Consider the following 24,419-nt stretch of genomic DNA (forward strand, 5'->3'; position numbering starts at 1 on the left):
CAGCAAGAAGTGGACGATGCCGATCCGGGACTGGAAAGCGGCCTTGAATCGCTTCAGTATCCAGTTCGAAGATCGTCTGTTAACGGTTTAATAAAAATCCCGTTTACACAAAATCTAGGACACCCTCGGCCACCGATCACCAGCATCGCCGTGTGCCAGCTGACGAAGTCGATCAATACCCCGGTGATCAAGCGCCCGCTCATCCCGCCAATCGCGTTGCCACCGATGTACAAACCCATGGCGAGGCCGATGTGCTGTGGGTGGATCTCTTCGCTCAAGTAAGTCATCGCAACCGCGGCCAGACCGCTCAACGACAATCCAATCAGCGCACGCATCAGCAGCACACCGTGCCAGCTCGGCATCATCGCACTGGCCATGGTGCACAGCGCAGCGGCGAACAGTGCTGCCACCATCACCGGTTTGCGCCCGACCCGATCGGAAATCGGGCCGGTGATCAGCAGGCCGATAGCAAGCATGCCGGTAGCGATAGACAGGATCAGGCTGCTCTGCGCTGCGTTGATGGAGTACTCGTGGGACAGCAGCGGCATCATCGGCTGCACGCAATAGAGCAGGGCGAAAGTCGCGAAGCCGCCGCAGAACAACGCCAGCACCGTGCGCATGAACGCCGGGGTGCCTTTTTCGATGTAGATCTCCGCCAGCTCAGCGGCGATAGCGTCCGGTGCTGCGGGAGGAACTTCATGGGCGAGTGGGGCGACAGCAGTTTTCACGTGGGACCTCGGAGGACGCAGCCGGTCAGGTAATGAAAAAAGCATATAGCTGGCTAATGATTCAATCCAATATATTGTTCGACCTGTTTGATAGCTTTAACGACCTAATGGGGTTTCCATGGAATTGCGTCATCTGCGCTACTTCATCGCCGTCGCCGAAGAACTGCACTTCGGCCGCGCCGCACAGGTGCTGGGCATCTCCCAGCCACCGCTGAGCCAGCAAATTCAGGCGCTGGAACAGGAGGTTGGCGCGCGGTTGTTCGAGCGTACCAATCGTCGGGTCGAGCTGAGCGAGGCCGGTCGGCTGTTTCTGCAAGAGGCTCGGCTGGTGCTGGCGCAGGTCGACAAAGCGGCAGATGTCGCGCGACGGGCGCAACTGGGGGAGTTGGGTGAACTGAAAATCGGCTTCACCTCGTCGGCACCCTTCAACTCGACCATTCCCCAGGCGATTTTCTCTTTCCGCCAACGCTTCCCGGCGGTGCACCTGAACCTGCGGGAAATGAGCAGCACCCAGGTGGCCGATGCGCTGGTAGACGAGTCGATTGAAGTCGGCATCATGCGCCCGCTCGTGTTGCCGGATTGCCTCAGTGTGGTCGAATTGATGCGCGAGCCGCTGGTTGCGGTGCTCAGCTCCAAGCACCCATTGGTAGAGGGCAGCGAAGAGGGCTTGTTTCTGTCAGCCCTGGCGCTTGAGCCCTTTGTGTTTTTTCCGCGCAGCTATGGCAGTGGCCTGTATGCGCAGTTGCTCAGCCTGGCGCGGGATGCCGGTTTCACTCCGCATTTTGCACAAGAGGCTGGCGAGGCGATGACCATCATCGGGTTGGTGGCTGCGGGTCTTGGCGTCTCGGTGATGCCGGCGTCTTATCAGAGGATGCGTATTGACGGCGTGGTCTATCGGCCGTTGCTGGACCCGGCGGCGGTGTCAGCGGTGTGGCTGGTGCAGCGCAAGGATCAGAAGTCGGCGATGGCGCGGGCGTTTGTGGAGTTGCTGACGCGCAAGGTTGAGCCGTCGAAGGCGTGACTGTCTGCGATGGTTTGCTCTGACTACCGAACATCGAATGATCAGAACTCGGTATTGAGTGGGTGTAGCTCAAGCGCTACACTTCGCGCATGACGGAGATCCTTCGAAGTTCTACATTTTCAGGCTGGCTAACAAAGCTGGCCGATAGCCGCGCCAGGATGCGTATTCAGGTGCGGATTGACCGCATGGCTGACGGGCATTTTGGAGATGTCAAAGCTATCGGAGATGGATTGAGTGAAGCACGAATCGACTATGGTCCTGGGTATCGGATCTACTTCATGCAACAAGGCCGTCAGTTGATCATTCTCCTGTGTGGTGGAGATAAAAGCAGCCAACCTCGTGATATCAAACAAGCCAGGCTTATTGCGAAATCCTGGCAGGAGCAAAACCCATGACCGAACAATTCACTCGCTGGGACTCTGCTGAGTACCTCAAGACCGAAGAGGACATGGCTATCTATCTGGACGCTTGCATGGAGGAAGCGGGAGATGATCCAGCATTCATCGCCAAAGCTCTCGGGACCATTGCACGTGCCCGCGGCATGACTCAGGTCGCCCGCGATTCGGGGCTTTCTCGGGAAAACCTTTACCGTGCATTGTCGGGTGAAGGGAATCCGGAGTTCGGCACCATTCTTAAAGTCATCAAGGCTCTAGGTTTGAAGCTACACGCTAGCACGTGAGTAGCTGTGCAAAACGATGCAGGTCTGAGTAAGTCTCCTCGGCCGATACAAAACCGACCTGTTTGTGAAGGGGCGCCGCAAGGCGCCCTTTGTCGTGTCTGGTGTACGAGCTACACCGAAATTTGCTTCTGCAATCGTCGCCCGATGACATCCATCAAATCGCAGCCATCACGCAATGAAGTGACCAGCACCCGCGCCAGTTCGCTGTAAATGCCTTCGTCAAACGCAAGGCTTTCCAGCAGTTGAGTCGCGGTGCGAATGCGGTAGGCCGCTGTTTCGTGCAAGACGTCCAGCGGTGCTTGGGTGTCGATCACCAACGATGCAATTTTGCAGTCGATGCCAGTGATAGGCATATATCGATCCATGACAAAAAAACCTCCAGTGGTAAGAACGCGAACACAGGGTGCTCGCGGTTTGGCGAACTTCAGGCGATCCCTAAGGCGGGTCCAGGTTGTCTAACGCCCGGTTTACCAGTAACTCGCCTAGCACCGCGAGTTGCTGAATGGCCAGCGCCACATTGCGGCGGGAGCCTTCCAGTTCGCCGGCAAGATCGGTGGTCATGACATTCAGCGAGGCGAGGGTTTCGCAGGCATGGCAGAGCAGGGACTCCGTGTCGATGTTCGGGACGATGGTGAACACGTGGCTGATGGGATCGGGGCGGTCCGGGTTGCGCAGTCGAGCACTGACGAGACGTTCGGTGATCTCGGAGAGTTTGGACAGTTCGACGAAGTCAGCGGGTGGAAGGTCTGGGGATTGCGACGGACTGGGGGTGGTTTTTTTCATCATGGAACTCCCTGCAGAGTTTAAGAAAATATCAAACCAATGCTGCTCAGCAGCAGTTTTTAATAGTTGGACTCGGGTGGTATGCAGGTGGAAGTATTACCAGAAAATTCGGATTTATTAATCAAGAAAATGAACATTTGTGCAATTAAATGATTCGTAATTTGCAGTGTGTAGGAATTGTCTGGCATTGCTTTTAAGTGTTGTGGTTTTTCCTGTCTGTGTAGGTTTTTTCTGTAGGTTAAGTCCATGAGAGATTGTTGTGGGTATTTTCCGATTAGGATGTCGGAAGTATCTCGACGGAAATATTATTTAACGGTTGTCATGCGTATTTTTATATTTGCTTTTGTGCCGTGCTTCGCTATGTAGGATGCTGCTCTCACAAAAAGCCTCGGTAGCGGTCAAGCCGTAGTGGCTACCTGATGTAATCGGAAATGTGAGTGGTAAGGTTGATGTACAAAAAAGAAAAGACGGAAAATTTGAAAAATAATATCAAATACTTGATAAAAAGCCGTGGGGAGACGCAGCTGTCGCTGTGTAATTCCAGTGGTTTGACCAGAACTACGATATACAACATTCTCGAAGGGCGGGTTGTAAACGTTCAGCAGTCGACGATTCGCAAAATTTCTGATTTTTTTGGTGTGTCATATAAAGAGATAGAAACTGTTGATTTTGAAGAGAGAGAAATAATTGAAAGTGATGTTTCTCCGGAAGGGAATATGAACCCGGCCGCTGTTCCTGTGATCAAGGAAAGCGATTTGATTCGGAGTTTGGATAAAAGAATTGGCGAGCTCTGCACGATTTACCCATTGACATACTATTTTGGAACGGCTTGCAATTTAATAGGTGTTCTTCTGGAAAATGAAATTTCCGGTATAAATGACTCGGGAGACTTGTTGATCGTAAAGAAGGGGCTGTCGATTTGCGGTAAAGAGCAGTTGGTGTACGACGCCGAGATCAAGAGGCTGCGTATAACATCTGAATGTTGTGTTGAGTCAGATGTTGTTCGTGTTGTAGGTGAAATAATAGAGGAAAGATTTAATGGGTAGTGATTGTGAGAGCAGCAAGTATAAGTTGCTAGGTTTTGAGAGTAATAAAAGTCTAGCTGTAATTATGGTTATCTCTACTGGAAAAGTCATTAAGGTTAAGCTGGGTGAAGTGCTGAAGAGCGAAATTATAGATAACTTGAATAAGTCTGAAGTTAAAGACTTGTACAAAAAATATTACTCGGCTGGAGCAGCATTGACCACCTATGAAATGCAAGATCGTCATGAGCGATCATGGATGATTTATGTTGCGCTCAACGTTTTCCTGCTTGCGCTTTACGTTTTTACAAATATTGCGGCGACAAAGCTTGTTTATTTTCAGATGTTTGATCTGGTCCTTCCTCCTGCTGTATTTCTTTATCCATTGACGTTTTTAATAATTGATTTGTTGAATGAAGCATATGGGCTTAGATTGGCAAGAAGAGCGTTGATATTTGCTTTTGTTAGCAACGCTTTCATTGTGCTATTGCTAAATGCCGTCATGTATCTACCGGAATTGCCTGATTGGAAACTTAATGCGTCATATTCTGAAATTGTTGCTCAGGTGTCATCTGTTTTAGTAGCGTCTTCAGTGTCGTTTCTTTTTTCTGAATACATAAATACTTACTTGTTGTGTAAGATAAAAGAGCTGACGAACTCCAGGTTTCTATTTCTGCGAGTTTTTTTCAGTACTTTTTTTGCGGTGATAATAGATAGCTTTCTTTTTTGTTATATTGCGTTTTATGGCGTTATGCAAAGCAACGACATTCTCAATGTTGTGTTTGCTCAGATAGCTGTAAAGATGTGCTTTGCTGTATTTAATGTTTTTCCGGCCTACGGAGCAAGATCATTGTTTAAAAGGTATGTGACTAGTGGGTACGATAAATAGCGTAAGGGCCGTTAGATGTTGATTGCTCACGACCCTTGCGTTAGGTTGTACTTATAGGTCTATTTTTGCCTTTAGGCTTTTTATGATTTCGCTTTGATTTATTAGGAACTCACTAAGTCCATTTGCCCGAAGGTTACAAGCATCACAGTTTTCACAACCACTTCCCTTTAACCCGTTATAGCAAGTCAATGTGTGGTCGCGGATCAAACCAAGTTGTTCGTGATGGTCAGCCAAAGCCCAAGTTTCTGCCTTATTTAGCCGCATAAGAGGAGCTTCGATGCGAACGCTGTAATCCATTCCCAAGTCAGTGGCGTTGTTTAAGGCCTTAACAAAATCATTGCGACAGTCAGGGTAGCCGGAGCATTCTGTTTCAGAAACACCAGTTATTACCGTTTCAGCACGTACTTGATAGGCATAGATACATGCCAAGGTTAAAAACAGAATATTCCTGCCTGGTACGAAGGTGTTTGGTACACCGCCGTCGGCGCTGTTTGCGCTAGGCACTGGGATGTTGTCGCGTGTCAGGCTGCTGATAGCCAGCTCATTGAGCACTGACACGTCCAATACTTTATGAGCGGTCACGCCAAGTCGATTTGCAAGCTGCTGCGCCACTTCAATTTCCGCTCGATGGCGCTGGCCATAGTCAAACGTAATGCAGTGAATTTCGTCGTACTTCGGTAACGCATGGATTAAGCAGGTCGTTGAGTCTTGCCCGCCACTAAAAACGATAACCGCCTTTTTTGTCATGGTTCGGTCTTCCCTGGGATGCCCTGACGGGGTGTCTGGGGGCATTGACCCTACTTGGAAGTTCAAACGCTGGCTGTGGGACGTTTCCGAATTTACGTACTCCGGTTTCCGTTTATGTCATTTCATTGCGGGACAATGTTTGTGGCGAGGGAGCTTGCTCTTGCGGGGTCGGGCTGGCGCTCCAGCGCGCAGCGACCCCAAAGGGGGCTGCTTCGCAACCCAACGGGGGCAAGCCCCCTCGCCACATTTGTCGCGTGGGGCTCAAGACCAGCGCTTGAAAATCAGCGAAGTATTCACCCCGCCAAACGCAAAATTATTGTTCATCACGTACTGGTTGCTCATCTGCCGAAACTCGCCGCGCAGGTAGTCGAGCTTGCCGCAGTGCGGGTCGACTTCGTCGAGGTTGAAGGTGTGGGCGTACAGGTCGCGGTTCATCATTTCAATGCTGAACCACGATTCCAGTGCACCGCAGGCGCCGAGGGTGTGGCCGAGGAAGCTTTTCTGCGAGCTGATCGGCATGTGTTCGCCGAACAGGCTGCTGGTGGCCAGGGTTTCGGCGATGTCGCCTTGTTCAGTGGCGGTGCCGTGGCCGTTGACATAGCCGATGTCCGACGGTTTCAACCCGGCGTCTTCCAGGGCCAGTTCCATGGCCCGGCGCATGGTGACTTGTTCGGGACGGGTGGTGTGCTGGCCGTCGGCGTTGCTGCCGAATCCGACGATCTCGGCATGGATGTGGGCGCCGCGGGCCAGGGCGTGTTCCAGTTCTTCGAGCACTAGCATGCCGCCGCCTTCGCCGATCACCAGGCCGTCGCGTGCGGTGTCGTAAGGGCGCGGGCTGCGTTGTGGGGTGTCGTTTTTCAGGCTGGTGGCGTAGAGCGCGTCGAAGACCATGGCTTCGGTCGGGCACAGTTCCTCGGCACCGCCAGCGAGCATCAGTGGCAGGCGCCCGAACTTGATGGCCTCGTAGGCATAGCCGATGCCTTGGCTGCCGCTGGTACAGGCGCTGGAAGTCGGAATCAGGCGGCCGGTGAGGCCGAAGAAGATGCTGATATTGGCTGCCGTAGTGTGCGGCATCATGCGCACGTAGGAGTTGGCGTTCAGGCCTTCGGCCACCGAGTTGAGCAGCATGTTGCCGAACGCCTTGATCTCGTCGGTGCTGCCGGTGGAGGAGCCGCAGGCAACGCCCATGCGCCCGTCCTTGATCGACTCGTCGCCCAACAGGCCGGCGTCGGCCAACGCTTGCTCGGCAGCGCCCACAGCCAGCCGTGAAACCCGGCCCATGCTGCGCAGTTGCTTGCGGGTCCAGTGGCTCGGCACCTTGAAGTCATCGATGGGGCCCGCCAGGCGCGTGTTGAGTTCGGTAAAACGATCCCACTCGTCCATCCGGCGGATGCCGCTGCGGTTGGCCGCGAAATTGCCGGCGATGGTGTCCCAGTCGCTGCCCAGTGAGGTGATGCCGGCCATGCCGGTGACGACGACGCGCTTCATCAGCACAGGCCTCCGTTGACGGCCAGAACCTGCCGGGTGATGTAAGAAGCTTCTGCCGACATCAGGAAATTCACCGCGCCGGCCACCTCTTCAGGGGTGCCCATGCGTTGTGCGGGGATCATTTTCATCAGTTCTTCCACCGGCACGTTTTCGTCGAGCATGGCTGTGTCGATCAGGCCGGGTGCGACACAGTTAACGGTGATTTTGCGCTTGCCCAGTTCGATCGCCAATGCCTTGGCCGCGCCGATCAACCCGGCCTTGGAGGCACTGTAGTTGACCTGACCACGGTTACCGATCAACCCGGATACCGAGGTGATGCAGACAATCCGCCCGGCGGCGCGACGACGGATCATCGGCATCATCACCGGGTGCAGCACGTTGTAGAAACCGTCGAGATTGGTGCGCATCACCACATCCCAGTCTTCCTCGCTGAGGGCCGGAAAGGCTCCGTCGCGGGTCAGGCCGGCATTGAGCACCACGCCGTAATAGGCGCCGTGGGTTTCCACGTCGGCTTCGAGAATTTCTTTGCAACGGGCGCGGTCGGACACGTCGAACTGCAGGATGCGCGCACGACGGCCCAAGGCCTCGACGTCAGCCTTGACCGCTTCTGCGTCCGCCAGGCCGCTGCGGCAATGCAACACGATGTCGTGCCCGGCCTGGGCCAGGCGCAAGGCGATGGCGCGGCCGATGCCACGGCTGGAACCGGTGACCAGTACGGATTCAGTCATGACTGGACTCCTTCGGGTTCATGGAGATATTGAGCGGCCTGGGGTGGGCGGAATACGTTCAGACGAGCGGTAACGTGAATGCCGGGAGCGTTGATGTGGCACTCGAACACGCCCATGCCGTTTTCGTCTTCCAGGGAGCGAATCCCGTGGATGGTCAACTCGGTACCGGCCGGAAAACTTTCGACGTTGCATTCGAACTTTCGGCTGCCGAGCAGGAAGCCCAATTCCACCGCATCACCACGCTGGCGCGCATGGCAACCGGCGAAGGCGGCCACGCTCTGGGCCATCAGTTCGATGCCGACCCAGGCCGGCAGGCTGCCGTCGGGGAGATTGAACAGGCCATCGGGCTTGACGGTCAGGCGCGTGTGAATCTGCTCTTCATCGAACGCCAGGATCTGATCGATAAGGATCATGTCGCCAGCGTGGGGCAGCAGTTCGGCGAGCGGCCAGTCAATCATGGGGCGTCTCCGATAATCAGGCTGACGTTGTTGCCACCGAAGGCAAAGGAATTGCTCATCAGGTAGCGGGGTGCAATGGACGTCAGGCGAGTGGTCGGGGTCACCCATTGCAGCGGCGGCAGTTCGGGGTCGGGCTGTCCGTCCCAGACGTGGGGCGGCAGGGCATGCTCGCGATTGTCCGGGCTCAGGCTCAACCAGCAGAACGCCGCTTCCAGCGCCCCGGCGGCACCGAGGGTGTGGCCGGTCATGGGTTTGCTCGACGAACAGGGTACGCCGGCCGGGAACAGCGTCGCCACGGCCTGGCTTTCCATGGAGTCGTTATGCTGGGTGGCGGTGCCGTGCAGGTTCAGATAAGCGATCTGCTCCGGTTGCAGGTTGGCGCGGCCCAAGGCTTTGCGCATGGCTTGCAGGGCGCCACGACCACTCGGCTCCGGGGCGGAGATGTGATGCGCATCGGAACTGGCGCCGCTGCCGAGCAAGGCAATCGGTTGGCTGTCGCCTGCACGCCTGGTCATCAGGAACAGCACCGCCGCTTCGCCAATGTTGATGCCATTGCGGTTCACCGAAAACGGATTGCAACGCTGTTCCGAGACTGCTTCCAGCGCCGAGAAACCGTTGAGGGTCAGCTTGCACAAGGTGTCGACACCGCCACACAGCACCGCGTCGCAAATGCCCAGGTCCAACAGGCGTTGGGCGCTCATCAAGGCCCGGGCGCTGGAGGTGCAGGCTGTGGAAATGACATAGGCCGGCCCGCTCAATTGCAGCCACTCTGCGAGGAAGTTCGCCGGTGCCCCGAGTTCCTGTTGCTGATAGTCGTACTCGGCAGGGAACTGCTTTTCGCGCAGGTAATGCGCCAGGCCCTGGCTGGCCTCATCGATACCCGAGGTGCTGGTGCCCAGCACCACACCGATGCGGTCGCGGCCGTAGGTCTGGATCGCGCTGTCGATGTCCGGGCGAATTTGCAGCGTGGCCTCCAGCAACAACTGATTGTTGCGGCTGTGATGGCGCGACAGGTCGGCTGGAATGCTTGCCAGTTTGCCCTGGACCGCACCGACCGGCAGCGTGCGTTGCGGCACCCACCCGGTTTGCTCGCGCATGCCGCCGCAGTCGCCGGCAAACAGGTTGCGGGCAACTTCCTGCTTGTCGCGGCCCAGCGCGCACACCAATCCGAGGGCATTGAGGTAAGCCGTCATGGCGTTTCACCGCTCAGGGGGGTGACTTGATAGGCCGGACCATGCGGTAGCTTCAATTCAAAATTCTGCGGTTGTGCGTAGTGGATGTCCCAGCGCTCGGGCAGGTACCGTTGCCTGCCGTGCTGCCAGGCGCCGGGATAATTGGCCGCCAGTTCATCTTGCGGCGTCAGCGCAAACAGCAACGCTGCGAACAGCTCCCGGGCTCGCGGATTGGGCGGTAATAAACCATCTGACTCCCAGGTTTTATCGACCAATTTCTGGCGGGCCTGGGGAATGCCCAACAGGTCCATCATCGACCAGCGGATACCCGCCTCTTCACGCTGGATCACCAGCACCCAGTCCTCGCGTTCCTCGGCCTGCCCGCGCTGGATGTGCAATTGCAGCGGCAGCGGCAGATCCGGATTGTGTACGGGCAGCGGCGCCCGGCCGGCGCAGGCGCTCAGCAGCAGGGTTGCGGCGATCAACAGATATCGCATAGCACCGATAACCCCTGTAGGCGCGAGCCTGCTCGCGATGGCGGCGTTATAGTCGACATCCATTTTGACTGACCCACCGCTATCGCGAGCAGGCTCGCTCCTACAGGTTGTGCAGTTCAAGCGACGGGTAATCAACATCACACAGTTCCTTCAAAAGGTTTGCGCGCCACCACATTGACCAGGGTTTCTTCGCGTTGGCCAAAGGGTTTCGGCTTGCACACACCCAAGTGTTCGAGCAGGCCGAAATCCTTGGCGCGACTCCACCACAGGTACGGATAAGACACGTTTTGCGCGGTAAATTCGAAGCCCTGCTGGCGAATCATTTGCAGGTACTGCGCCGCGCTTTTCTGCACGTGCATCGGGTGGCGGAACAACCAGCGGATCACCCAAGTATCAATGTAAGCCTCGGTGGATTCGGCGAACAGCAGATAACCGCCGGGTTTGAGCACGCGGTAGAACTCGGCCAGTGCCTGTTCCTGCTCCACCAGATGATGGAAAGTCTGGTGACAGAACAGCAGGTCGATACTGGCGTCCGGCAGGTTGAGGCTGGCGCAGTCGCCGCCGATCAACTCCACTTCCATGCCCTGGCGGGCCGCTTCTTCGCGGCTCTGGTCCAGGCTCTGCGGATCAGCATCGATGCCAATCAGACGACCGGGCGCAAAGGCCTGGCGCAGTAGCGGGAATGACTTGCCCTGACCGCAACCGGCATCCAGCAACACCGGGCTTACAGGCAGCGCTTCGCTGAACAGGCTGCGCAAATCGTCGATCGCCAACCGCAGCACATAGTGTTGCCAGATCTGGCTGCGCAGGAACCACAAACCGAAACGGGTTTCTTCGACGTACTTGTCGCTCAAGTAGTTCATGTCGCATCCCTGGCACAGAATTCGGATATCGCCTTCAGCCGGCGCCTGGCTTCGCTGACGAACGGATTGCGGCGGTCCCAGGCATATCCGGCAAGAATGGAGCTGATCATCCCGCGAATTTCCGGCGAACTGCTCTCGTGGAAAATCACATCCTGGAAAGTCCCGGCGTACCAGCCTTCGACGTAGCAACGGAACGTGTCGACGCCGCGCTTGAGCGGTTCGGCGAACTCGGTTTGCCAGTCGACGGCTTCGCCTTGCAGCTGACGGTGCAACACGCCGGCGGCCATGCTCGCCGAACGCATGGCGATGGTCACGCCGGAGGAAAACACCGGGTCGAGGAATTCCGCGGCATTGCCCAGCAGCGCGAAGCCCGGGCCGTGCAAGGTTTTGACGTTGGCCGAGTAACCGCCGATGGTTCGGGCTTCGGTGTCCCACTGCGCATTTTGCAACACGCTGGCCAGGCTTGGCGTCTCGGCGATAAAGCTGCGCAGGCACTCGTCCAGATTGTCGCTGCGGCCGGCGAAACGCTCTTCTGCGGCGACCACGCCGACCGAGCAGCGCCCGTTGCTGAACGGGATGGTCCAGAACCACACGTCGCGCTGGGTCGGATGAGTGGTCACCAGGATCTTGCTGCGGTCGAAGGCCGGGAGGTCGATACGGTCTTCGACGTGAGTGAACACGGCCTGACGCACCGGGAAGTTCGACGGCGCCTCGAGGTCGAGCATGCGCGGCAGTACGCGGCCGTAACCACTGGCATCGAGCAGGAAGCCGGCCTCGACGCGATACTCGCTACCGTCTTCGCGGCGCACGCCGAGCTGCGGTTTTCCGGGGGAAATGTCGACGCTGACGATGGTTTCGCCATAGCGGATATCCACGCCTTGCAGCGCGGCCTGATCGGCCAGCAGCTTATCGAAATCGGCGCGCTGGACTTGAAAGGTCGTCGATTTGCCGTGGCTGAACGTCTCGCCGAAATCGAACGCGCTGTAGCGCTCGCCCCAGGCAAACGCAGCACCGGTTTTCAGCTGGAAGCCGGCGGCGTTGACGGCGTCGAGCATGCCCGCTTCTTCGACGAAATCCAGGCAATGGGCCAACAGGCTTTCACCGATGGAAAACCGTGGAAAATGCTGACGCTCGATCACCAGCACATCGTGTCCCTTGCGCTTGAGCAGCGCGGCGGCGATGGCACCGGATGGACCGGCGCCGATGACCACGACCTGACGACATTCCATTTCAACGGTTGGCATGGGGGCTCCTTGCCGGGACAGCGGCTTTCAGGGGGATTCGGTGCATGCCGGTCAGGGCTGGTAGCAGTGTAGCGATCAGGCCCATGAGCATCAGGCCAAAGTACAGCGGCGGGCTGATGAGTTGCTGTTGCAGCAGCAGGTTGAGAAAAACGATCTCGCTCAAGCCGCGGATGTTCAGCAGCACACTTTCCCGCCAGCGGCTGGCGCCTTGGAACGAGGCCCCGGCCCAGCCGAGGCCGAGCCAGTTACCCAGCAGTTTGCTCAGCATCGGCAACAGCAGCAGGGCGAGCAGTTGCACCCAGCCGAGGCTGTCCATCGCGCTGTGCACGTTGATCTGCACGATGCCGAACGTGAGGATCAGCGGGATGGCGATGTACGTCTGCAAGCGGCCCATCCACACGGCCGGCAGCGGCAGGACCAGCGGGGCTTTCAGCGCGGCCATGATCAACACATAGCCGATGCCGAAAATCAGCGCGTTGAGCTTGAAGTGTTCGGCGACGACCAGCAGGGCGAAAAAGCACAGGCTGTAGAGCCATGTCTGGCGCAAACCGAGCAACCGCAGCAGCACCGGCAGGCACGCGCCAGCCAGGGGCAGCAACAGGCTGCTCAGGTGCAGGCTGCCCTGGGCGATGCCGAACAGCGTCCAGCAGGCGAGGTCGATGAGGATCGCGGTTTGCACCAGTCGCCGGGTGGCGGCGGGCGGGTAATCGATGTGCCGCAGGTACAGGTACAACACCGGAATCGCGGTGATAGCGAACAACAGGCCGACGGCCAGCGAGCTGATCCACGGTTGCGGCGGCAACAACCAGACGGCGGTGGCGAGGCCGCAGGCAAACGGAATGCAAAAGCTGGGCAGGGCGATTTTCAGGCTTTGGCGATCCAGTTGCAGGTCGATCACATCGCTGAGGATGTAGCCCAGCAACAGGGCAAAGCTCAGGCTGTAGAGGTTCTTCAGCCAGCCCGGCGATACCAGCAGCGCACCGCTCAATTGCCATTGGGGCTCGATCCAGAAATACATCAACAGCGGCAAGCCGAGGGTCGCCAGCAACAACTGGCTGACGATGGGAATCAGGCCAAAATGCCGGCCGAAGCGGGTCGCAAAGGCGAACAACACCAGCGCCATCGCCCAGAACAGAACGACCATCATGTTGCCCGCTCCATGGCCGTGGGCTCATGCACCTGGCGACCGGCCCACGGTGCAAGCAGGAAGCTGAAGATCAGGCCGAGGCTCACCGACAGACCGAAGTTGCTCACCGCCGGGGTGCTCGACACCGCCAGCAGGCCGAACGACAGCCAGGTGGTCAACGCCGCCAACAGGGTGCCCAGCAGGCTCACGGCCGCGCCGCCGACCTGTTCGCGCATCAGGATCGCGTAGTCGACACTGATCGCCGTCACCAGCAGCAGGCCGAACAGGCTGAACAGGGTCAACGGCTGCCCCAGCCAGCCGAGGCTGGCCAGGCTGCACAACGCCGCCAGCAGGGGCAGGGACACGATACGCAACGCGCCGCCGAGGCCGAATGGCAGGATCAGTACCAGCACGATCAACACACAGGAGGCGAGTTTCAGTTCCGCGGCACTGATTTGGGTGGCCGCGAAGACGTTGTTCAATTCACCCAGTCGATCCACCAGTGTCACGCCGGGTAAATCCTCACCCTGGAGCCGCAGCAGGGCCGGGTTGTTGATGCCTTGCAGGCTGACCATCGCCGCCACGCCGTCATCAGTCGGCCCCAGCCACAGCGGCCGGTAGGGTTCTGCCAACGGGCCGCTGAGCGCTGCGTCGATGTCCACGGTCGGCAATGCCTGTAGCTTCGTCAGCTCGGCTTGCAGCGCCTCGGCCGGTACGCCGATGTCGAGCAAGGGTTGCCAGAACGACGGCAGTTTGCTCAGCGCGTTGCGCACCTGTTGCTGTTCGTTCGGCGGGCTGACCAGTTGATTGAGCGACAGATAACCCTGGAGCTTTTCCAGGCCTATCAATTGATCCAGCCGCTCTCTCAGGGCGGTCTGGCGTTCGAGCAACTGCTGCTGATTGGCGGCGCGTATCAGGAAGAACTGGCTGGTGGGTTGATAGCCGGTGATCTGGGCAATGGTCCGGGCTTCGTCGGTCAACTGTTGCGGTGCGCTGATCCACTGGCGGATGTCGTTTTTGCTGCCCAGTTGCAACAGGCCGCCTACACAAAAGGCGATCAGCAGCGCCAGCAAGACAGGCGTTTTCAGCTGTTTGAGCAGCGCTTCACGACAGTCCAGCAAAAGCTCGCACATGCGCAATGGCCACTGCGCCGGGCGCAGGTCTACGCCCTTGAGCAATGCCGGCAGCAGGCACACGGCGGACAGATAGGCGCCGAGCAAACCGGCGGCAGAGAATGCGGCAATCTGGGTCAGCGCCGGGAAGGGTGTCCAGGCCAGGGCCAGATAACCGATGCCGCTGGTGATCAGGCTCAGGGTCAATCCGGGCAAGGTCATGCGCAGGGCTGGCCAGCTGTGCCAGGGTTTCAGGCTCCAACTCTTGGACAGGTAGTGCAGCGGGTAATCGACGGCAACACCGATCAGGCTCGAACCCAGCACCAGGGTCATCACGTGCATATGGCCGAACAACGCCACGCAGGCCACCGCTCCGAAGAGCATCCCGACCAGCACCGGCACGAACGCCAACAAGACGCGCCAGCGCCGGAAGGCCAACAGCAGCAACAGCAAAATCCCCACGGTGGCACCGCCACCGACCCAGGTCATCTCCCGGGCGGCCTGCTGCTGCCCGCTGGCTGCGTACAACAGGCCGCTGGCGGCGAGCAGTTGCACGTCGTGCCGGGCGGCTACTTCGCGGCTGTGCTCGAGCAGGTCGGCCACTTGCAGCGGCAGGTTCATGTCGAAGGCGTTGCCGGTGGTGCGCGCGCGCAGCAGCACCCAGCTCTTGCCATCGGCATCGGCGACCAGGGCGCCGCTGCCGATGTCCAGTTGCACCGAGCCGCGTTGCGGCTGGCTGTTCTGGATGCGCCCGGTCAGGCCCAGCCAGTCGTCCTGGCCTGGCACCAGGCTGTAACCGTTGAACGGGTCGAACAACGCCTGAACCCGTTGCTGGATAAAGGTGTCGGGGTGCTCGATCAGCAGTTGTCGGTCCGCCGCCTGGAGCATCGCCAGGCGACCTTGCAGCAATTGCGTGCGCAGTGCCGGCAAGTCGGCTTGCAGGGTCCACTGGACCTTTTCGAACAAGCCGCTGGCTTGCCATTGCTCGCCGAGTGTCTGCGCCATGGCGACGGCCCGCTGGCGATCGCTGTGGCCGACCAGCACCAGCATTTCGCGGTTCAGCGGTTCTTGCATGCGTTGTTCGGCGCGCAGTTCCAGGGCATCGGGCGCTGTGCCGGGCACCAGGTCCATCAGGTTGGCCGACAGCGGCGCGGCGTCACGCCATTGCCAACCGGCGAGCGCCAGTACTGCCAGCAGCAGGAGCAGAAACAGCCGTGGCAACCACCGTTCACTCGGCAAAGTCATGTTGCTCCGCGTCGCTCAACGGTTGGGTGCTGGTGCTGTCCTGCATGCGCAACAACGTACTGTCGCCCTGGGTTTCGAGCAGTTCGATGCTGTGCACCAGTTCTGCGCCGGTAATGTTGATCTGGTTGAACACCTGCTTGAGCAGCATCGAGCGCGGCAGCAGCGTGAGCTTCCAGTTCTGCGCATCGCCGCTCAGGGACAGCTCGAAATCCCGTTGCAGGCCACTGCTGTCACCTTGCAGCACGGCGAGGAACAAACGGTTCTGCTCGGCACCGGCGCTTTTGCCCGGCAGCATTTGCCAAACAATGCCATCACGCCGGGCAATGCCTTTGGCGGTGATGCGATAGTCCTGTTGTAACGGCGTTTTCAGCAGCCATAACAGGCCGTGGTTTTTTGCCAGCACGAATGTGCCCTTGCTGGTCAGCGGCCGGGGCAGGGCGCGCAGGTGTTTTTCCTGGATGAAACTGCCGTGGATCACCTCGGGCCGGGCCAATTGATCGCTGAGTTGTTGCAGGTCGAAGGCGCTGGCCACTGAAGAGAGCCCGAGCAGCGCCAGAGCAGCGAGGCATCTGAAGATCGACTTCATGCCAGCACCCTCGCCACAGCGTCGGTGAACACTGTCGGTGAAACCAGTTGCATCTCGCGGCTGGCGATGTCGACGGCCACCTGTACCGACATGCCCCGGGTCAGGCGCTCACCGGTTTGCAGGTCGCTGATCAGGTAGTTGATCTTCAAGCGGTTCTCCCACTCCACCAGGTTGGCGCGCACGTTGAGTGTCTGGCCGAACACCGCGCCGCGCACGTAGCGCAATTGCAGGTCGATCACCGGCCAGGCATAGCCGGATTCGTTCATCGCCGTGTAGTTGTGGCCGATCTTGTCCAGCAGCGCACAGCGGGCGACTTCCAGGTATTTGACGTAATGGCCGTGCCAGACCACGTGCATGCTGTCGACATCAAAGAACGGTACGACGATTTCCGTGTCGGTGTAGAGAAATCCCTTGCTACGCATGCAGCCTCCAGTGTTGTTCGGCGATGCGTTGCAGGCACAGGCGCAATTCGCCTTCCAGCGCGCGGTCTTCGATGACCGGTGGGAAGTCCTTGGCCAAGGCTTCATGCATGGCGGCCAATGCGGGTGGCAGTGGTCGTGCATCTTCGGCCTGGCCGCGCAGCCAGACGCCCTGATTGGCCGCCAGCAGCGTGGCTGCGGCCACCTGTTCGGTGAGTTCCAGCACGCGGATCGCATCCCGGGCGGCGATGGTGCCCATGCTCACCTTGTCCTGGTTATGGCATTCGGTGGAGCGCGAGAAGACGCTGGCCGGCATGGTGTTTTTCAGCGCTTCGGCGGTCCAGGCACTGGTGCCGATCTGCACCGCCTTGAAGCCGTGGTTGAGCATGGCGCGGTCGGCCGTGGCGCCCGACAGGTTGCTCGGCAAGCCATGGTTGTAGCGCTCGTCCACCAGCAGCGCGAGTTGCCGATCCAGCAGGTCGGCGACGTTGGCCACGAGGTTTTTCAGGCTGTCCATGGCGAACGCGATGTGGCCGCCATAGAAGTGCCCGCCGTGCAGTACGCGCTCGGCTTCGGCGTCGATGATCGGGTTGTCGTTGGCGCTGTTGAGCTCGATTTCGATGAACGAGCGCAGCCAGTTCAGGCTGTCGGCCAGCACGCCCAGCACATGGGGCGCGCAGCGCAGGGAGTAGCGGTCTTGCAGGCGATGCAGCGGTGCGGTCGGCGCGTCGATGGCCAGATCCTGGCGCAACCACGCGGCGACCTGCATCTGCCCCGGGTGTGGCTTGGCGGCGAACAGGCGCTCGTCGAAGTGCTCCGGGTTGCCTTGCAGGGCGACCACGTTCAGCGCGGTGATGCGCGTGGCCAGATGCAGCAGGTAATCGGCGCGTGCGTACGCCAGGCAAGCCAGACCGGTCATCACAGCGGTGCCGTTCATCAATGCCAGGGCTTCTTTCGGACGCAACACCAGCGGTTGCCAGCCGAGTTCACGGTGCACATCGGCAGCCTGCCGGCGCTCGCCACGGAACATCACCTCGCGCTCGCCGGACAGCGTGGCGGCCACATACGAAAGCGGCGTCAGGTCACCACTGGCGCCCACCGAACCTTCTTCCGGAATCAACGGCAGGATGTCGTGTTCAAGAAACGCCTGCAGGCGCTCCAGCAACTCCACGCGCACCCCGGAAACACCGTGGCACAACGACTGTAAGCGCGCCGCCAGTACCGAGCGGGTGGCCTGGGCGTCGAGCAGTTTGCCCAGGCCACAGCCGTGGAAGGTGTACAGGTGACGGGGCAGCGCCTCGACGTGATGCAGCGGCACCGCGACCACGCAGGAATCGCCGTAACCGGTGGTCACGCCGTAGATCACGCCTTCCTTGTCCAGCAGCGAGTCGAGAAAACGCGCGCCCTTGGCGATGCGCTCGCGGTAGGCGGGATCGCTTTGCAACTGCGTCGGCACCTTGCGGTTGGCCAGTGCCAGCACGTCTTCAATGCGCAAAGGGCGTTCGCCGAAGGTTACCGGCTCAAGCGTTGGCGTCGTCATCGGTCTTCCAGAAAGGGTAAAAGTTGAACCATTGTTGGGGCGCTTCGAGGCAATAGTGACCCACGCGTTCGGCGTAGCGGGAGGCCCACTGATGAATGACCTGTTCGCGGTCGCTGCGCTTCCAGGTGATTGCCTCAGCGAAGGGTTCAATGGTCAGTCGATAGTCGCCGTCGGGCTTTTTCAGGCACAGCAGCAGGTTGACCGGGCATTTCAGCAGGCCGGCCAACAGCCACGGGCCCTGGGGGAGCCTGGCCGGATGACCGAGGAAGTCCACGGTCGCGCAGCGTCCGCCATGCAAGGGCACGCGGTCGCCGGCAATCGCCAGCCACTCGCCGCGCTCCAGGCGCTCGCTCAGTTGCAGCATGATCCCGGGGTCGAGTTCGCTGACCTGGATCAGGCGCAAATTGGTCGCCCCGGCTTCGCCCAGCAAACGGTTGAACTGTTCAGCGTGCTTGGTATGCACCAGCACGTTCATCGTGACCTTCTCGCCGATCTCCGCCAGTGCGCGGCAGACTTCCAGATTGCCCAGGTGTGCGCCCACCAGCATCTGCCCGCGGGTACCGCGCAACTGGTCGCGCAGCAGCGCCGGGTCGATGATCTCGATTTGTTCGATGCTCAGCTTGCCGTTCCAGACGTCGAGTTTGTCGAGCATGGAATCGGCGAAAGCCATGAACTGGCCGAACACCCGCCAATGGCTCGGGCGCAATTCGCTGCGCCCGCTCCAGTCGGTCAGGCGTTGCTGGTATTGCCAGGCACTGTGTCGAGCGCTGCGACCGAACAGGAAAAAGTACAGCACGATGCCGTACAACACTGGGCTCAGTACTCGACGGCCCAGCACTTTGGCGCCGAACGCGGTGAGCTTCATCAGCCAGAAGCTGCCCCGTTCTTCGCGGTCGGCCCAGTGCTGCTTGTCTGCGCTCATGCCCGCCACCGTCGCCAGAGGATCACTGGCGTACGCAGCAACATGCCGAAGAACAGCCGCGTGTGCATGCTGGAAATCAGCACGTTGTCGTGGAACATCCGAAAATGCGAAACGCCATCCAGCGGGTAATGGACTTTGGTTTGCAGCCATTGCATCGGCTGATTGCGCCAGGCCAGACGCACCAGAATGTCCGAGTCGAAGTCCATGCGCTTGCCGATTTTCGCTGATTCGATCAATGCCAGGACTGGCGGCAATGGGTAAACCCGGAAACCGCACATGGAGTCGCGAATCTGCAACGACAGGGTGTTGATCCAGACCATGACGTGAGTCAGGTAGCGCGCATACAAACGGCCCTTCGGCACGCTGGCGTCGTATTGCGGATAACCGCAAATCACCGATTGTGGGTAGCGGCGCGATTGTTCGATGAAGCGTTTGACGTCCTGCAAGTCGTGCTGGCCATCGGCATCCACCTGCAAGGCATGGCTGAAACCCAGGCGCGAAGCTTCGCGCAAGCCGGTCATGACCGCGCCACCCTTGCCCTGGTTTTCGGCGAGGCGGATCAGGTAAACCATGTCACGTTGGGCCAGGCGATCCAGCACCCGGGCGCAGCGCGGGCTGCTGGCATCGTCCACCAGGATGCACGGCAGATGGCTGGCGATCAGCGCATCGACCACCGTGGTGATGGCAGTTTCATGGTTGTACACCGGGACGATGGCGCAGGGGCTATGCATGCGCCGCCTCCAGCAAGACCCGCCCGCTTGAGCAGGTGGCGGTTTCGTTGCGATAGGCGAAATACAATTTGCCGCGCGCCGGATCGAAGCGCAAGTGCAGCTGGATCTCATCCCCCGGACGCACCAGTTGCTGGAACTTCAAGACTTCCATGCCGGCGAATTTTTTCGGCAGGTTCATCAGTTGCTGGCCCAGGCTCAGCGCCCAGTCCACCTGCACCACGCCAGGCAACACCGGCGCCTTGGGGAAATGCCCGCTGAAATAGGCCAGGTCCGGTGGCACGGCCAGTTGCAGGCTCCACTCGCCATTGCTTTCGACTTGCTCCAGCACCTCGGGCGCTTTGGGGCGCGGTGCCAGCAGCAGGGCGTCGACGTCGGCCTGGGGCAATTTGCCTTGAGTGTTCAGCGGCAGTTGTCGCAGCAGGCGCCAGCGTCTTGGCAGGGCCAGGGCTTCGCAGTGTTGGCTCAGGTGCTGGCGCAATTGCTCGGTGAGGCTGCGTCGACCCTGATTGCGCAGCACATGCAAACCGGCCTCGCTCAGCACCAGCAATGCCCCCAGGGAGGCGCGGTTTTCCTGAACGACACCGAGCCGCGCTTCGATGATCCATTCATGGGCCGTCAGCGCTTGTTCCAGCATCGGCAGCGAGATGCGTTTTTCTTCCAGTTTGACGATCCGGTCCAGTCGCCCAAGCAACTCGAAGCGACCATCGATGGCGATGCGCGCAGCATCGGCAGTGTGTTCGACATGGCCATTGGGCAAATACGGCGAAGCGATCAGCAGCGCACCCTCACTGTCTTGGGTCAGCGTGACATCGGCAAAGGGCTGCCAGAGTTCCGCGCCCTGACGCCAGGCGATGCCGCCGGTTTCCGAACTGCCGAAGATTTCCGTTGGCCATTGCCCCAGACGCTCGTGCAGGCTCTGTGCGGCCTCGACCGGTAATGCGCCGCCGGAGGAAAACACCCGGCGTACAGAGCTCAAGGCCGGCCAGTCGAGATTGTCGCTCATACGCTTGAGCAGCGCCGGGCTGGCCACCCAGGCGAAAGCCGGGTACTCGCGGCTGGTGCGTTGCAGGTCTTCCGGAAAGGCCAACTGCCGACGTACGAACGGGCGCCCGGCGCACAGCGGCCACAGCACCCGAAACAGCAGGCCGTAGATGTGCTGGGTGGCGACGCTGCCAATGATGCACGCCGGGCCCAGGTCGGCGCCCCACAGCTGTTCCAGGGCTTCGACTTCATTGGCCAGTTGGCGCAGGTTTTTTTCGATGCGCTTGGGTTCGCCACTGGAGCCGGAGGTGCACAGGCTGAGTTGGCAGTTATCCAGGTCCAGCGCGGCGGGACTGAGCGGCAGCTGTTGGAGGTCGCCAAGGTGCGCATCGTCGGGCTGATCGCTCAGCCACAGATCAACTTCACCTGACCAGCGTTGGCGGGTCTGGGGTTGCAGGTCAGACGGCAGCAGCACGCTGACCCCGGCACGCCAGGCGCCGAACAGGGCAGTCGCCAGGTCGGCGGCATCCTCGAGGTGCACAGCCATCTGCCGCACACCCCGGGCTTGCAGGCCGGCGGCCAGGCGCAGCGCCTGTTCGCACAGTCGAGCGTGATCCAGTGCCGGAGTGGTCGTTACGGCGCGTTCCGGCTGAGCCTTGAGCAGCAGGTGCTCAAGTTTTATCCAATTCATGGGCGGCCTCGTACCCTTTGTCGTATGAGCCATTCAATGGCAAACATCAGGCCTATCAATCCGTAGGAAATCAGGCCGGTGTACAACGTCCACCAGCTCAGCGGCGCCCAGAGGGTCAGGGCGGCGGCACACAAACCGTTGCATAGAAAAAAAACGCTCCAGGCGATGGTCACCTGACGGGTATAGCGAATGCCCTCGGCCGGCAATTGCGGTTCGCGCACCCGGGCCAGGCGTTCAACGATCGGTGGGCCGAATGTCAGGCTCGATCCAAACAGCACCAGCATGAAGCTGCTGATCAACACCGGATACCAGCGCAACAGCGCCGGGCTGTCGAACAGCGCCAGCAACAGACAGAACACAATGGCCGCCGTGGCCATCCACAGGCTGCCCGGCCGTCGTTTGCCGGTCAGCGCCCGGGCCAGCCACAGCCCACCCAGCAGCAGCCCGAACTGCCACGGGGCGAAATGCTCCATGCCGAAATACACCGCAAAGGGATACAAAAGGCCTGCCAGCAGCAGGCCGAGGCCAATCAGTCGATTCATGCGGCCGGTTGAACCAGACGGTAGACCGCCTCGACCACGTCACTGACGGTACGCACCGATTTGAATTCTTCGGCGGCGATTTTCTTGCCGGTCTGACGTTTGATGTGATCAATCAGGTCGACCGCGTCAATGCTGTCGATTTCCAGGTCCTGATACAGGTTGGAATCCAGGCTCACACGCTCCGGGTCCAGTTCGAAGAGCTCGACCAAGGCATCGCGCAGGGTGTTGAAAATGTCGTCACGAGTTTGCATGGTCCGGTCTCAAGCTGCCTGTTTTGCAGTGACGAACGCCGCAAGGCTCGCCACGTTACTGAAGTGATTACGTGTGTCCTTGGCATCGGCGTCGATTTTGATGCCGTACTTTTTCTGGATGGCCAGGCCCAGCTCCAGGGCGTCCACCGAGTCCAGGCCCAGGCCTTCGCCGAACAGGGGCTGGTCGTTGCCGATGTCGTCGGCACTGATGTCTTCCAGGCCAAGGGCGTCGATGATAAGCATTTTGATATCACGGTGCAGATCGCTCATCTTCGGCGAGCTCCTTAATAAAGTAAGAATGTAGATAATCGTTGAGCTTGCGCGAGGCCTGCGGAGCCGGCCCCTGCGTGGCGAAGGTCTGTGGGTCTATATCGGCCCCGACCCGGAAACTGAAGTGCACGCGCCGCTTGGGGATGCGATACCAGGGCTCGGCCTTGGTCAATGTGGTCGGGCTGACCTTGATAATGACCGGGGTGAGGATTTTCGCACCACGCAGGGCGATTGCCGCGGCGCCCCGATGAAAGGCCGGGGGGTGGCCGGGTTGGGTGCGCGTACCTTCCGGGAAAATGATCAGGGTCTGGCCGTCTTTCAGCGCGTCGGCAGCGGCGTCGAGCATGTCCATGCTGCCGTCGTTGCTGATGTATTCGGTGCAACCCAGCGGCCCGCGGGTGAAATGGTTTTCCCAGAGGCTTTGCTTGACCACGCAGTTGGCGTGACGCACCAGGCCGATCAGAAAGACCACATCGATCAGCGATGGGTGATTGGCAATGATCATTTGCCCGGGACGACCGAGTTTTTCCGCGCCCTCAATGTTATAGGTCAGTACCCCGGTACGGGCCATGAAACGCACAAAAATCCAGAAACAGCGGCTGACCGTTTGCCGGGCCCGCAGCCGATGGGTCCGGGCGTCGCCGGGCAGGCAGTTCAGCAAAGGGAAAATCACCAGGCGTAGGCACAGCCCGCCCAACCCGAACAGGGCAAAGCTCGCGGCGGTGGCCAGCAAGCGCCAGTAATAGGCGTCGCGGTTTTTCTCGGTCACGGGTTGCGTTGCCAGGTCCATTCACGATTTTTCCAGGCATGTTGGCAGGTGGTTTGCTGGCCGAGCAGCGCACACAACAGATTCAGCGCGTGGGGCCAGCGGGATTTGGACAACGCATCCGAGGAGCTGTTCAGGGACAACTGCCAGTCGGTGCCAGGGGTAATCAGCAGGCCGATGGCATAAGGGAACGGCACGTCGTCGATCCAGGTTGAGTAAGCCTCGGGCGGCCGCTCTTCGGTGATCACCAACAGCACCGCGCTAGCGCCTTCGGCCAACAGCGCGGCAGCTTCGATCATGCCATGTTCCAGGCCATCGCCTGCGGCTGCCAGGGCCGTCATTTCGCTGGTTTCACCACGCATGATCGACCACAAGCCAATGATCGCGTTATGCACCGACAAGCTGAACTGAGTCGGCGATAGCGGTTGATCGGTGGCCAGATCACTGAGAATCTCGATCGTGCGGGGCGTTTCGCCGTGACGGGAAACAAAGACCAATGGCAGATCCTGCCGACCTTCGGCCAATGGCCAGCCGACACTGAATGCCATGCGCGCCAGACGACTGAGCCGCCGACGCTGCATGGCCGGCAGAAAGGAAACGTCGGGAGCGACATCGCTGTCCGGCAGCACGACCGGTTGTCGGCACCAGGCCTGCCAATCGTTCACGCTATCAAGCCCTGGGGCCCAAGCGCGCCATTGGGCGATGTTGAAGTTGATCACAGACATTCATCCCACCCTCACGGGCTTACTTGACGCGGGGAGCGGCCGTGAGCCGGGACTTACCCTGCGTGGCGTTTGGCGCCGAGTGGCGCGCATTATCCCGGTGCCGGGAACGTGTAGCAAATGCTGGTTACATTTTGCTCAGCAAGATGAAGCTGCAGGTTCGCAAAAATTGAACGATTGGTAATTATTCACAGAA

General features: G+C 59.6%; 28 protein-coding genes and 1 pseudogene. 5 read left to right on the plus strand and 24 right to left on the minus strand.

Annotated elements, in window-relative coordinates; all coding sequences use genetic code 11:
* Positions 1-128: 128 nt before the first annotated feature.
* Positions 129-773, minus strand: a pseudogene (locus tag KGB07_RS19310) (MFS transporter); the annotation flags it as partial.
* Between the two features lie 73 nt (positions 774-846).
* Here KGB07_RS19310 and KGB07_RS19315 point away from each other — a divergent pair.
* The 3 genes from KGB07_RS19315 (at position 847) to KGB07_RS19325 (ending at position 2,428) form a co-directional block, all read left to right on the plus strand.
* Positions 847-1,749 carry a LysR family transcriptional regulator gene (locus KGB07_RS19315; RefSeq protein WP_223466284.1) on the plus strand — a complete coding sequence of 301 codons (903 nt, stop codon included), beginning with the start codon at positions 847-849 and terminating at the stop codon, positions 1,747-1,749.
* Between the two features lie 89 nt (positions 1,750-1,838).
* Positions 1,839-2,144, plus strand: coding sequence for a type II toxin-antitoxin system RelE/ParE family toxin (locus KGB07_RS19320; protein WP_218475880.1), 306 nt, complete (start codon positions 1,839-1,841; stop codon positions 2,142-2,144).
* On the plus strand, positions 2,141-2,428 hold the full coding sequence (locus KGB07_RS19325; protein WP_223466285.1) for an addiction module antidote protein: 288 nt from the start codon (positions 2,141-2,143) through the stop codon (positions 2,426-2,428). Before KGB07_RS19320 ends, KGB07_RS19325 begins: the two co-directional genes overlap by 4 nt.
* 110 nt (positions 2,429-2,538) lie before the next feature.
* On the opposite strand, the gene KGB07_RS19330 is transcribed toward KGB07_RS19325, so the two are convergent.
* Together KGB07_RS19330 and KGB07_RS19335 are read right to left on the minus strand one after the other, a co-directional pair.
* On the minus strand, positions 2,539-2,793 hold the full coding sequence (locus KGB07_RS19330) for a hypothetical protein (protein ID WP_223466286.1): 255 nt from the start codon (positions 2,791-2,793) through the stop codon (positions 2,539-2,541).
* A gap of 70 nt (positions 2,794-2,863) precedes the next feature.
* The gene (locus KGB07_RS19335; RefSeq protein ID WP_223466287.1) at positions 2,864-3,211 is read right to left on the minus strand and encodes a DUF6124 family protein; all 348 of its coding nucleotides are present in this window, start codon (positions 3,209-3,211) and stop codon (positions 2,864-2,866) included.
* A gap of 449 nt (positions 3,212-3,660) precedes the next feature.
* On the opposite strand from KGB07_RS19335, the gene KGB07_RS19340 reads away from it, so the two are divergent.
* Positions 3,661-4,257, plus strand: coding sequence for a helix-turn-helix transcriptional regulator (locus KGB07_RS19340; protein ID WP_223466288.1), 597 nt, complete (start codon positions 3,661-3,663; stop codon positions 4,255-4,257).
* Entirely contained in the window at positions 4,250-5,122 is an 873-nt protein-coding gene (locus KGB07_RS19345; protein ID WP_223466289.1) for a queuosine precursor transporter, read from the plus strand. Before KGB07_RS19340 ends, KGB07_RS19345 begins: the two co-directional genes overlap by 8 nt.
* A 51-nt stretch (positions 5,123-5,173) precedes the next feature.
* Here KGB07_RS19345 and queC read toward each other — a convergent pair whose 3' ends face one another.
* From queC to KGB07_RS19450, 21 genes are all read right to left on the minus strand, one after another.
* On the minus strand, positions 5,174-5,869 hold the full coding sequence (gene queC / locus KGB07_RS19350) for a 7-cyano-7-deazaguanine synthase QueC (protein WP_223466290.1): 696 nt from the start codon (positions 5,867-5,869) through the stop codon (positions 5,174-5,176).
* 261 nt (positions 5,870-6,130) lie between these two features.
* A complete protein-coding gene (locus KGB07_RS19355) occupies positions 6,131-7,357 on the minus strand; it encodes a beta-ketoacyl-ACP synthase (protein ID WP_223466291.1) in 1,227 nt (408 codons plus the stop codon).
* The gene (fabG, locus tag KGB07_RS19360) at positions 7,357-8,085 is read right to left on the minus strand and encodes a 3-oxoacyl-ACP reductase FabG (protein ID WP_223466292.1); all 729 of its coding nucleotides are present in this window, start codon (positions 8,083-8,085) and stop codon (positions 7,357-7,359) included. Before fabG ends, KGB07_RS19355 begins: the two co-directional genes overlap by 1 nt.
* Positions 8,082-8,543 (minus strand): hotdog family protein, encoded by a 462-nt coding sequence (locus tag KGB07_RS19365; protein WP_046039683.1) that lies wholly within the window; start codon positions 8,541-8,543, stop codon positions 8,082-8,084. Before KGB07_RS19365 ends, fabG begins: the two co-directional genes overlap by 4 nt.
* Positions 8,540-9,736 carry a beta-ketoacyl-[acyl-carrier-protein] synthase family protein gene (locus tag KGB07_RS19370; protein WP_223466293.1) on the minus strand — a complete coding sequence of 399 codons (1,197 nt, stop codon included), beginning with the start codon at positions 9,734-9,736 and terminating at the stop codon, positions 8,540-8,542. Before KGB07_RS19370 ends, KGB07_RS19365 begins: the two co-directional genes overlap by 4 nt.
* On the minus strand, positions 9,733-10,350 hold the full coding sequence (locus tag KGB07_RS19375) for a hypothetical protein (protein WP_080925291.1): 618 nt from the start codon (positions 10,348-10,350) through the stop codon (positions 9,733-9,735). Before KGB07_RS19375 ends, KGB07_RS19370 begins: the two co-directional genes overlap by 4 nt.
* Positions 10,350-11,075 carry a class I SAM-dependent methyltransferase gene (locus tag KGB07_RS19380; protein ID WP_223466295.1) on the minus strand — a complete coding sequence of 242 codons (726 nt, stop codon included), beginning with the start codon at positions 11,073-11,075 and terminating at the stop codon, positions 10,350-10,352. Before KGB07_RS19380 ends, KGB07_RS19375 begins: the two co-directional genes overlap by 1 nt.
* Positions 11,072-12,319 (minus strand): NAD(P)/FAD-dependent oxidoreductase, encoded by a 1,248-nt coding sequence (locus tag KGB07_RS19385; protein WP_223466297.1) that lies wholly within the window; start codon positions 12,317-12,319, stop codon positions 11,072-11,074. Before KGB07_RS19385 ends, KGB07_RS19380 begins: the two co-directional genes overlap by 4 nt.
* Complete coding sequence (locus tag KGB07_RS19390) at positions 12,306-13,466, minus strand: sodium:proton antiporter (protein WP_223466299.1); 1,161 nt, start codon at positions 13,464-13,466, stop codon at positions 12,306-12,308. Before KGB07_RS19390 ends, KGB07_RS19385 begins: the two co-directional genes overlap by 14 nt.
* Positions 13,463-15,802 carry an MMPL family transporter gene (locus KGB07_RS19395; RefSeq protein WP_046039689.1) on the minus strand — a complete coding sequence of 780 codons (2,340 nt, stop codon included), beginning with the start codon at positions 15,800-15,802 and terminating at the stop codon, positions 13,463-13,465. Before KGB07_RS19395 ends, KGB07_RS19390 begins: the two co-directional genes overlap by 4 nt.
* Positions 15,786-16,388: an outer membrane lipoprotein carrier protein LolA gene (locus tag KGB07_RS19400; RefSeq protein ID WP_046039690.1), complete on the minus strand. Its 603-nt coding sequence runs from the start codon at positions 16,386-16,388 to the stop codon at positions 15,786-15,788. Before KGB07_RS19400 ends, KGB07_RS19395 begins: the two co-directional genes overlap by 17 nt.
* Positions 16,385-16,810, minus strand: a complete 426-nt coding sequence (locus KGB07_RS19405) for an acyl-CoA thioesterase (RefSeq protein ID WP_046039692.1) — start codon at positions 16,808-16,810, stop codon at positions 16,385-16,387. The genes KGB07_RS19400 and KGB07_RS19405 overlap by 4 nt, the downstream gene beginning before the upstream one ends.
* Positions 16,803-18,347 (minus strand): histidine ammonia-lyase, encoded by a 1,545-nt coding sequence (gene hutH, locus KGB07_RS19410; RefSeq protein WP_046039694.1) that lies wholly within the window; start codon positions 18,345-18,347, stop codon positions 16,803-16,805. The genes KGB07_RS19405 and hutH overlap by 8 nt, the downstream gene beginning before the upstream one ends.
* Positions 18,328-19,269: a glycosyl transferase gene (locus KGB07_RS19415; protein ID WP_223466300.1), complete on the minus strand. Its 942-nt coding sequence runs from the start codon at positions 19,267-19,269 to the stop codon at positions 18,328-18,330. Before KGB07_RS19415 ends, hutH begins: the two co-directional genes overlap by 20 nt.
* On the minus strand, positions 19,266-20,000 hold the full coding sequence (locus tag KGB07_RS19420; protein ID WP_046039699.1) for a glycosyltransferase family 2 protein: 735 nt from the start codon (positions 19,998-20,000) through the stop codon (positions 19,266-19,268). Before KGB07_RS19420 ends, KGB07_RS19415 begins: the two co-directional genes overlap by 4 nt.
* Positions 19,993-21,672, minus strand: coding sequence for an acyl-CoA synthetase family protein (locus KGB07_RS19425; protein ID WP_223466301.1), 1,680 nt, complete (start codon positions 21,670-21,672; stop codon positions 19,993-19,995). The genes KGB07_RS19420 and KGB07_RS19425 overlap by 8 nt, the downstream gene beginning before the upstream one ends.
* On the minus strand, positions 21,669-22,214 hold the full coding sequence (locus KGB07_RS19430) for a hypothetical protein (protein ID WP_223466302.1): 546 nt from the start codon (positions 22,212-22,214) through the stop codon (positions 21,669-21,671). Before KGB07_RS19430 ends, KGB07_RS19425 begins: the two co-directional genes overlap by 4 nt.
* Positions 22,211-22,465 carry an acyl carrier protein gene (locus tag KGB07_RS19435; protein ID WP_008025124.1) on the minus strand — a complete coding sequence of 85 codons (255 nt, stop codon included), beginning with the start codon at positions 22,463-22,465 and terminating at the stop codon, positions 22,211-22,213. The genes KGB07_RS19430 and KGB07_RS19435 overlap by 4 nt, the downstream gene beginning before the upstream one ends.
* Positions 22,466-22,474: 9 nt before the next feature.
* Positions 22,475-22,735: a phosphopantetheine-binding protein gene (locus KGB07_RS19440; protein ID WP_046039703.1), complete on the minus strand. Its 261-nt coding sequence runs from the start codon at positions 22,733-22,735 to the stop codon at positions 22,475-22,477.
* The gene (locus KGB07_RS19445; RefSeq protein WP_046039704.1) at positions 22,716-23,525 is read right to left on the minus strand and encodes a lysophospholipid acyltransferase family protein; all 810 of its coding nucleotides are present in this window, start codon (positions 23,523-23,525) and stop codon (positions 22,716-22,718) included. The genes KGB07_RS19440 and KGB07_RS19445 overlap by 20 nt, the downstream gene beginning before the upstream one ends.
* Positions 23,501-24,226 carry a beta-ketoacyl synthase chain length factor gene (locus tag KGB07_RS19450; protein WP_046039705.1) on the minus strand — a complete coding sequence of 242 codons (726 nt, stop codon included), beginning with the start codon at positions 24,224-24,226 and terminating at the stop codon, positions 23,501-23,503. The genes KGB07_RS19445 and KGB07_RS19450 overlap by 25 nt, the downstream gene beginning before the upstream one ends.
* Positions 24,227-24,419: the final 193 nt, after the last annotated feature.

This window comes from Pseudomonas sp. GL-RE-26 (genome assembly GCF_019956275.1).
Classification (GTDB): domain Bacteria; phylum Pseudomonadota; class Gammaproteobacteria; order Pseudomonadales; family Pseudomonadaceae; genus Aquipseudomonas; species Aquipseudomonas grandcourensis.

What these genes read in the sequence shown, in the direction of transcription:
- KGB07_RS19315 (WP_223466284.1), top strand. Translation starts at nt 847, where the DNA reads ATGGAATTGCGTCATCTGCGCTACTTCATCGCCGTCGCCGAAGAACTG.
- KGB07_RS19320 (WP_218475880.1), top strand. Translation starts at nt 1,839, where the DNA reads ATGACGGAGATCCTTCGAAGTTCTACATTTTCAGGCTGGCTAACAAAG.
- KGB07_RS19390 (WP_223466299.1), bottom strand. Translation starts at nt 13,466, where the DNA reads ATGATGGTCGTTCTGTTCTGGGCGATGGCGCTGGTGTTGTTCGCCTTT.
- KGB07_RS19395 (WP_046039689.1), bottom strand. Translation starts at nt 15,802, where the DNA reads ATGACTTTGCCGAGTGAACGGTGGTTGCCACGGCTGTTTCTGCTCCTG.
- KGB07_RS19435 (WP_008025124.1), bottom strand. Translation starts at nt 22,465, where the DNA reads ATGCAAACTCGTGACGACATTTTCAACACCCTGCGCGATGCCTTGGTC.
- KGB07_RS19375 (WP_080925291.1), bottom strand. Translation starts at nt 10,350, where the DNA reads ATGTTGATTACCCGTCGCTTGAACTGCACAACCTGTAGGAGCGAGCCT.
- KGB07_RS19430 (WP_223466302.1), bottom strand. Translation starts at nt 22,214, where the DNA reads ATGAATCGACTGATTGGCCTCGGCCTGCTGCTGGCAGGCCTTTTGTAT.
- KGB07_RS19370 (WP_223466293.1), bottom strand. Translation starts at nt 9,736, where the DNA reads ATGACGGCTTACCTCAATGCCCTCGGATTGGTGTGCGCGCTGGGCCGC.
- KGB07_RS19425 (WP_223466301.1), bottom strand. Translation starts at nt 21,672, where the DNA reads ATGAATTGGATAAAACTTGAGCACCTGCTGCTCAAGGCTCAGCCGGAA.
- queC (WP_223466290.1), bottom strand. Translation starts at nt 5,869, where the DNA reads ATGACAAAAAAGGCGGTTATCGTTTTTAGTGGCGGGCAAGACTCAACG.
- hutH (WP_046039694.1), bottom strand. Translation starts at nt 18,347, where the DNA reads ATGACGACGCCAACGCTTGAGCCGGTAACCTTCGGCGAACGCCCTTTG.
- KGB07_RS19420 (WP_046039699.1), bottom strand. Translation starts at nt 20,000, where the DNA reads ATGCATAGCCCCTGCGCCATCGTCCCGGTGTACAACCATGAAACTGCC.
- fabG (WP_223466292.1), bottom strand. Translation starts at nt 8,085, where the DNA reads ATGACTGAATCCGTACTGGTCACCGGTTCCAGCCGTGGCATCGGCCGC.
- KGB07_RS19415 (WP_223466300.1), bottom strand. Translation starts at nt 19,269, where the DNA reads ATGAGCGCAGACAAGCAGCACTGGGCCGACCGCGAAGAACGGGGCAGC.
- KGB07_RS19325 (WP_223466285.1), top strand. Translation starts at nt 2,141, where the DNA reads ATGACCGAACAATTCACTCGCTGGGACTCTGCTGAGTACCTCAAGACC.
- KGB07_RS19330 (WP_223466286.1), bottom strand. Translation starts at nt 2,793, where the DNA reads ATGGATCGATATATGCCTATCACTGGCATCGACTGCAAAATTGCATCG.
- KGB07_RS19385 (WP_223466297.1), bottom strand. Translation starts at nt 12,319, where the DNA reads ATGCCAACCGTTGAAATGGAATGTCGTCAGGTCGTGGTCATCGGCGCC.
- KGB07_RS19345 (WP_223466289.1), top strand. Translation starts at nt 4,250, where the DNA reads ATGGGTAGTGATTGTGAGAGCAGCAAGTATAAGTTGCTAGGTTTTGAG.
- KGB07_RS19340 (WP_223466288.1), top strand. Translation starts at nt 3,661, where the DNA reads ATGTACAAAAAAGAAAAGACGGAAAATTTGAAAAATAATATCAAATAC.
- KGB07_RS19380 (WP_223466295.1), bottom strand. Translation starts at nt 11,075, where the DNA reads ATGAACTACTTGAGCGACAAGTACGTCGAAGAAACCCGTTTCGGTTTG.
- KGB07_RS19335 (WP_223466287.1), bottom strand. Translation starts at nt 3,211, where the DNA reads ATGAAAAAAACCACCCCCAGTCCGTCGCAATCCCCAGACCTTCCACCC.
- KGB07_RS19400 (WP_046039690.1), bottom strand. Translation starts at nt 16,388, where the DNA reads ATGAAGTCGATCTTCAGATGCCTCGCTGCTCTGGCGCTGCTCGGGCTC.
- KGB07_RS19445 (WP_046039704.1), bottom strand. Translation starts at nt 23,525, where the DNA reads ATGGACCTGGCAACGCAACCCGTGACCGAGAAAAACCGCGACGCCTAT.
- KGB07_RS19450 (WP_046039705.1), bottom strand. Translation starts at nt 24,226, where the DNA reads ATGTCTGTGATCAACTTCAACATCGCCCAATGGCGCGCTTGGGCCCCA.
- KGB07_RS19355 (WP_223466291.1), bottom strand. Translation starts at nt 7,357, where the DNA reads ATGAAGCGCGTCGTCGTCACCGGCATGGCCGGCATCACCTCACTGGGC.
- KGB07_RS19440 (WP_046039703.1), bottom strand. Translation starts at nt 22,735, where the DNA reads ATGAGCGATCTGCACCGTGATATCAAAATGCTTATCATCGACGCCCTT.
- KGB07_RS19365 (WP_046039683.1), bottom strand. Translation starts at nt 8,543, where the DNA reads ATGATTGACTGGCCGCTCGCCGAACTGCTGCCCCACGCTGGCGACATG.
- KGB07_RS19405 (WP_046039692.1), bottom strand. Translation starts at nt 16,810, where the DNA reads ATGCGTAGCAAGGGATTTCTCTACACCGACACGGAAATCGTCGTACCG.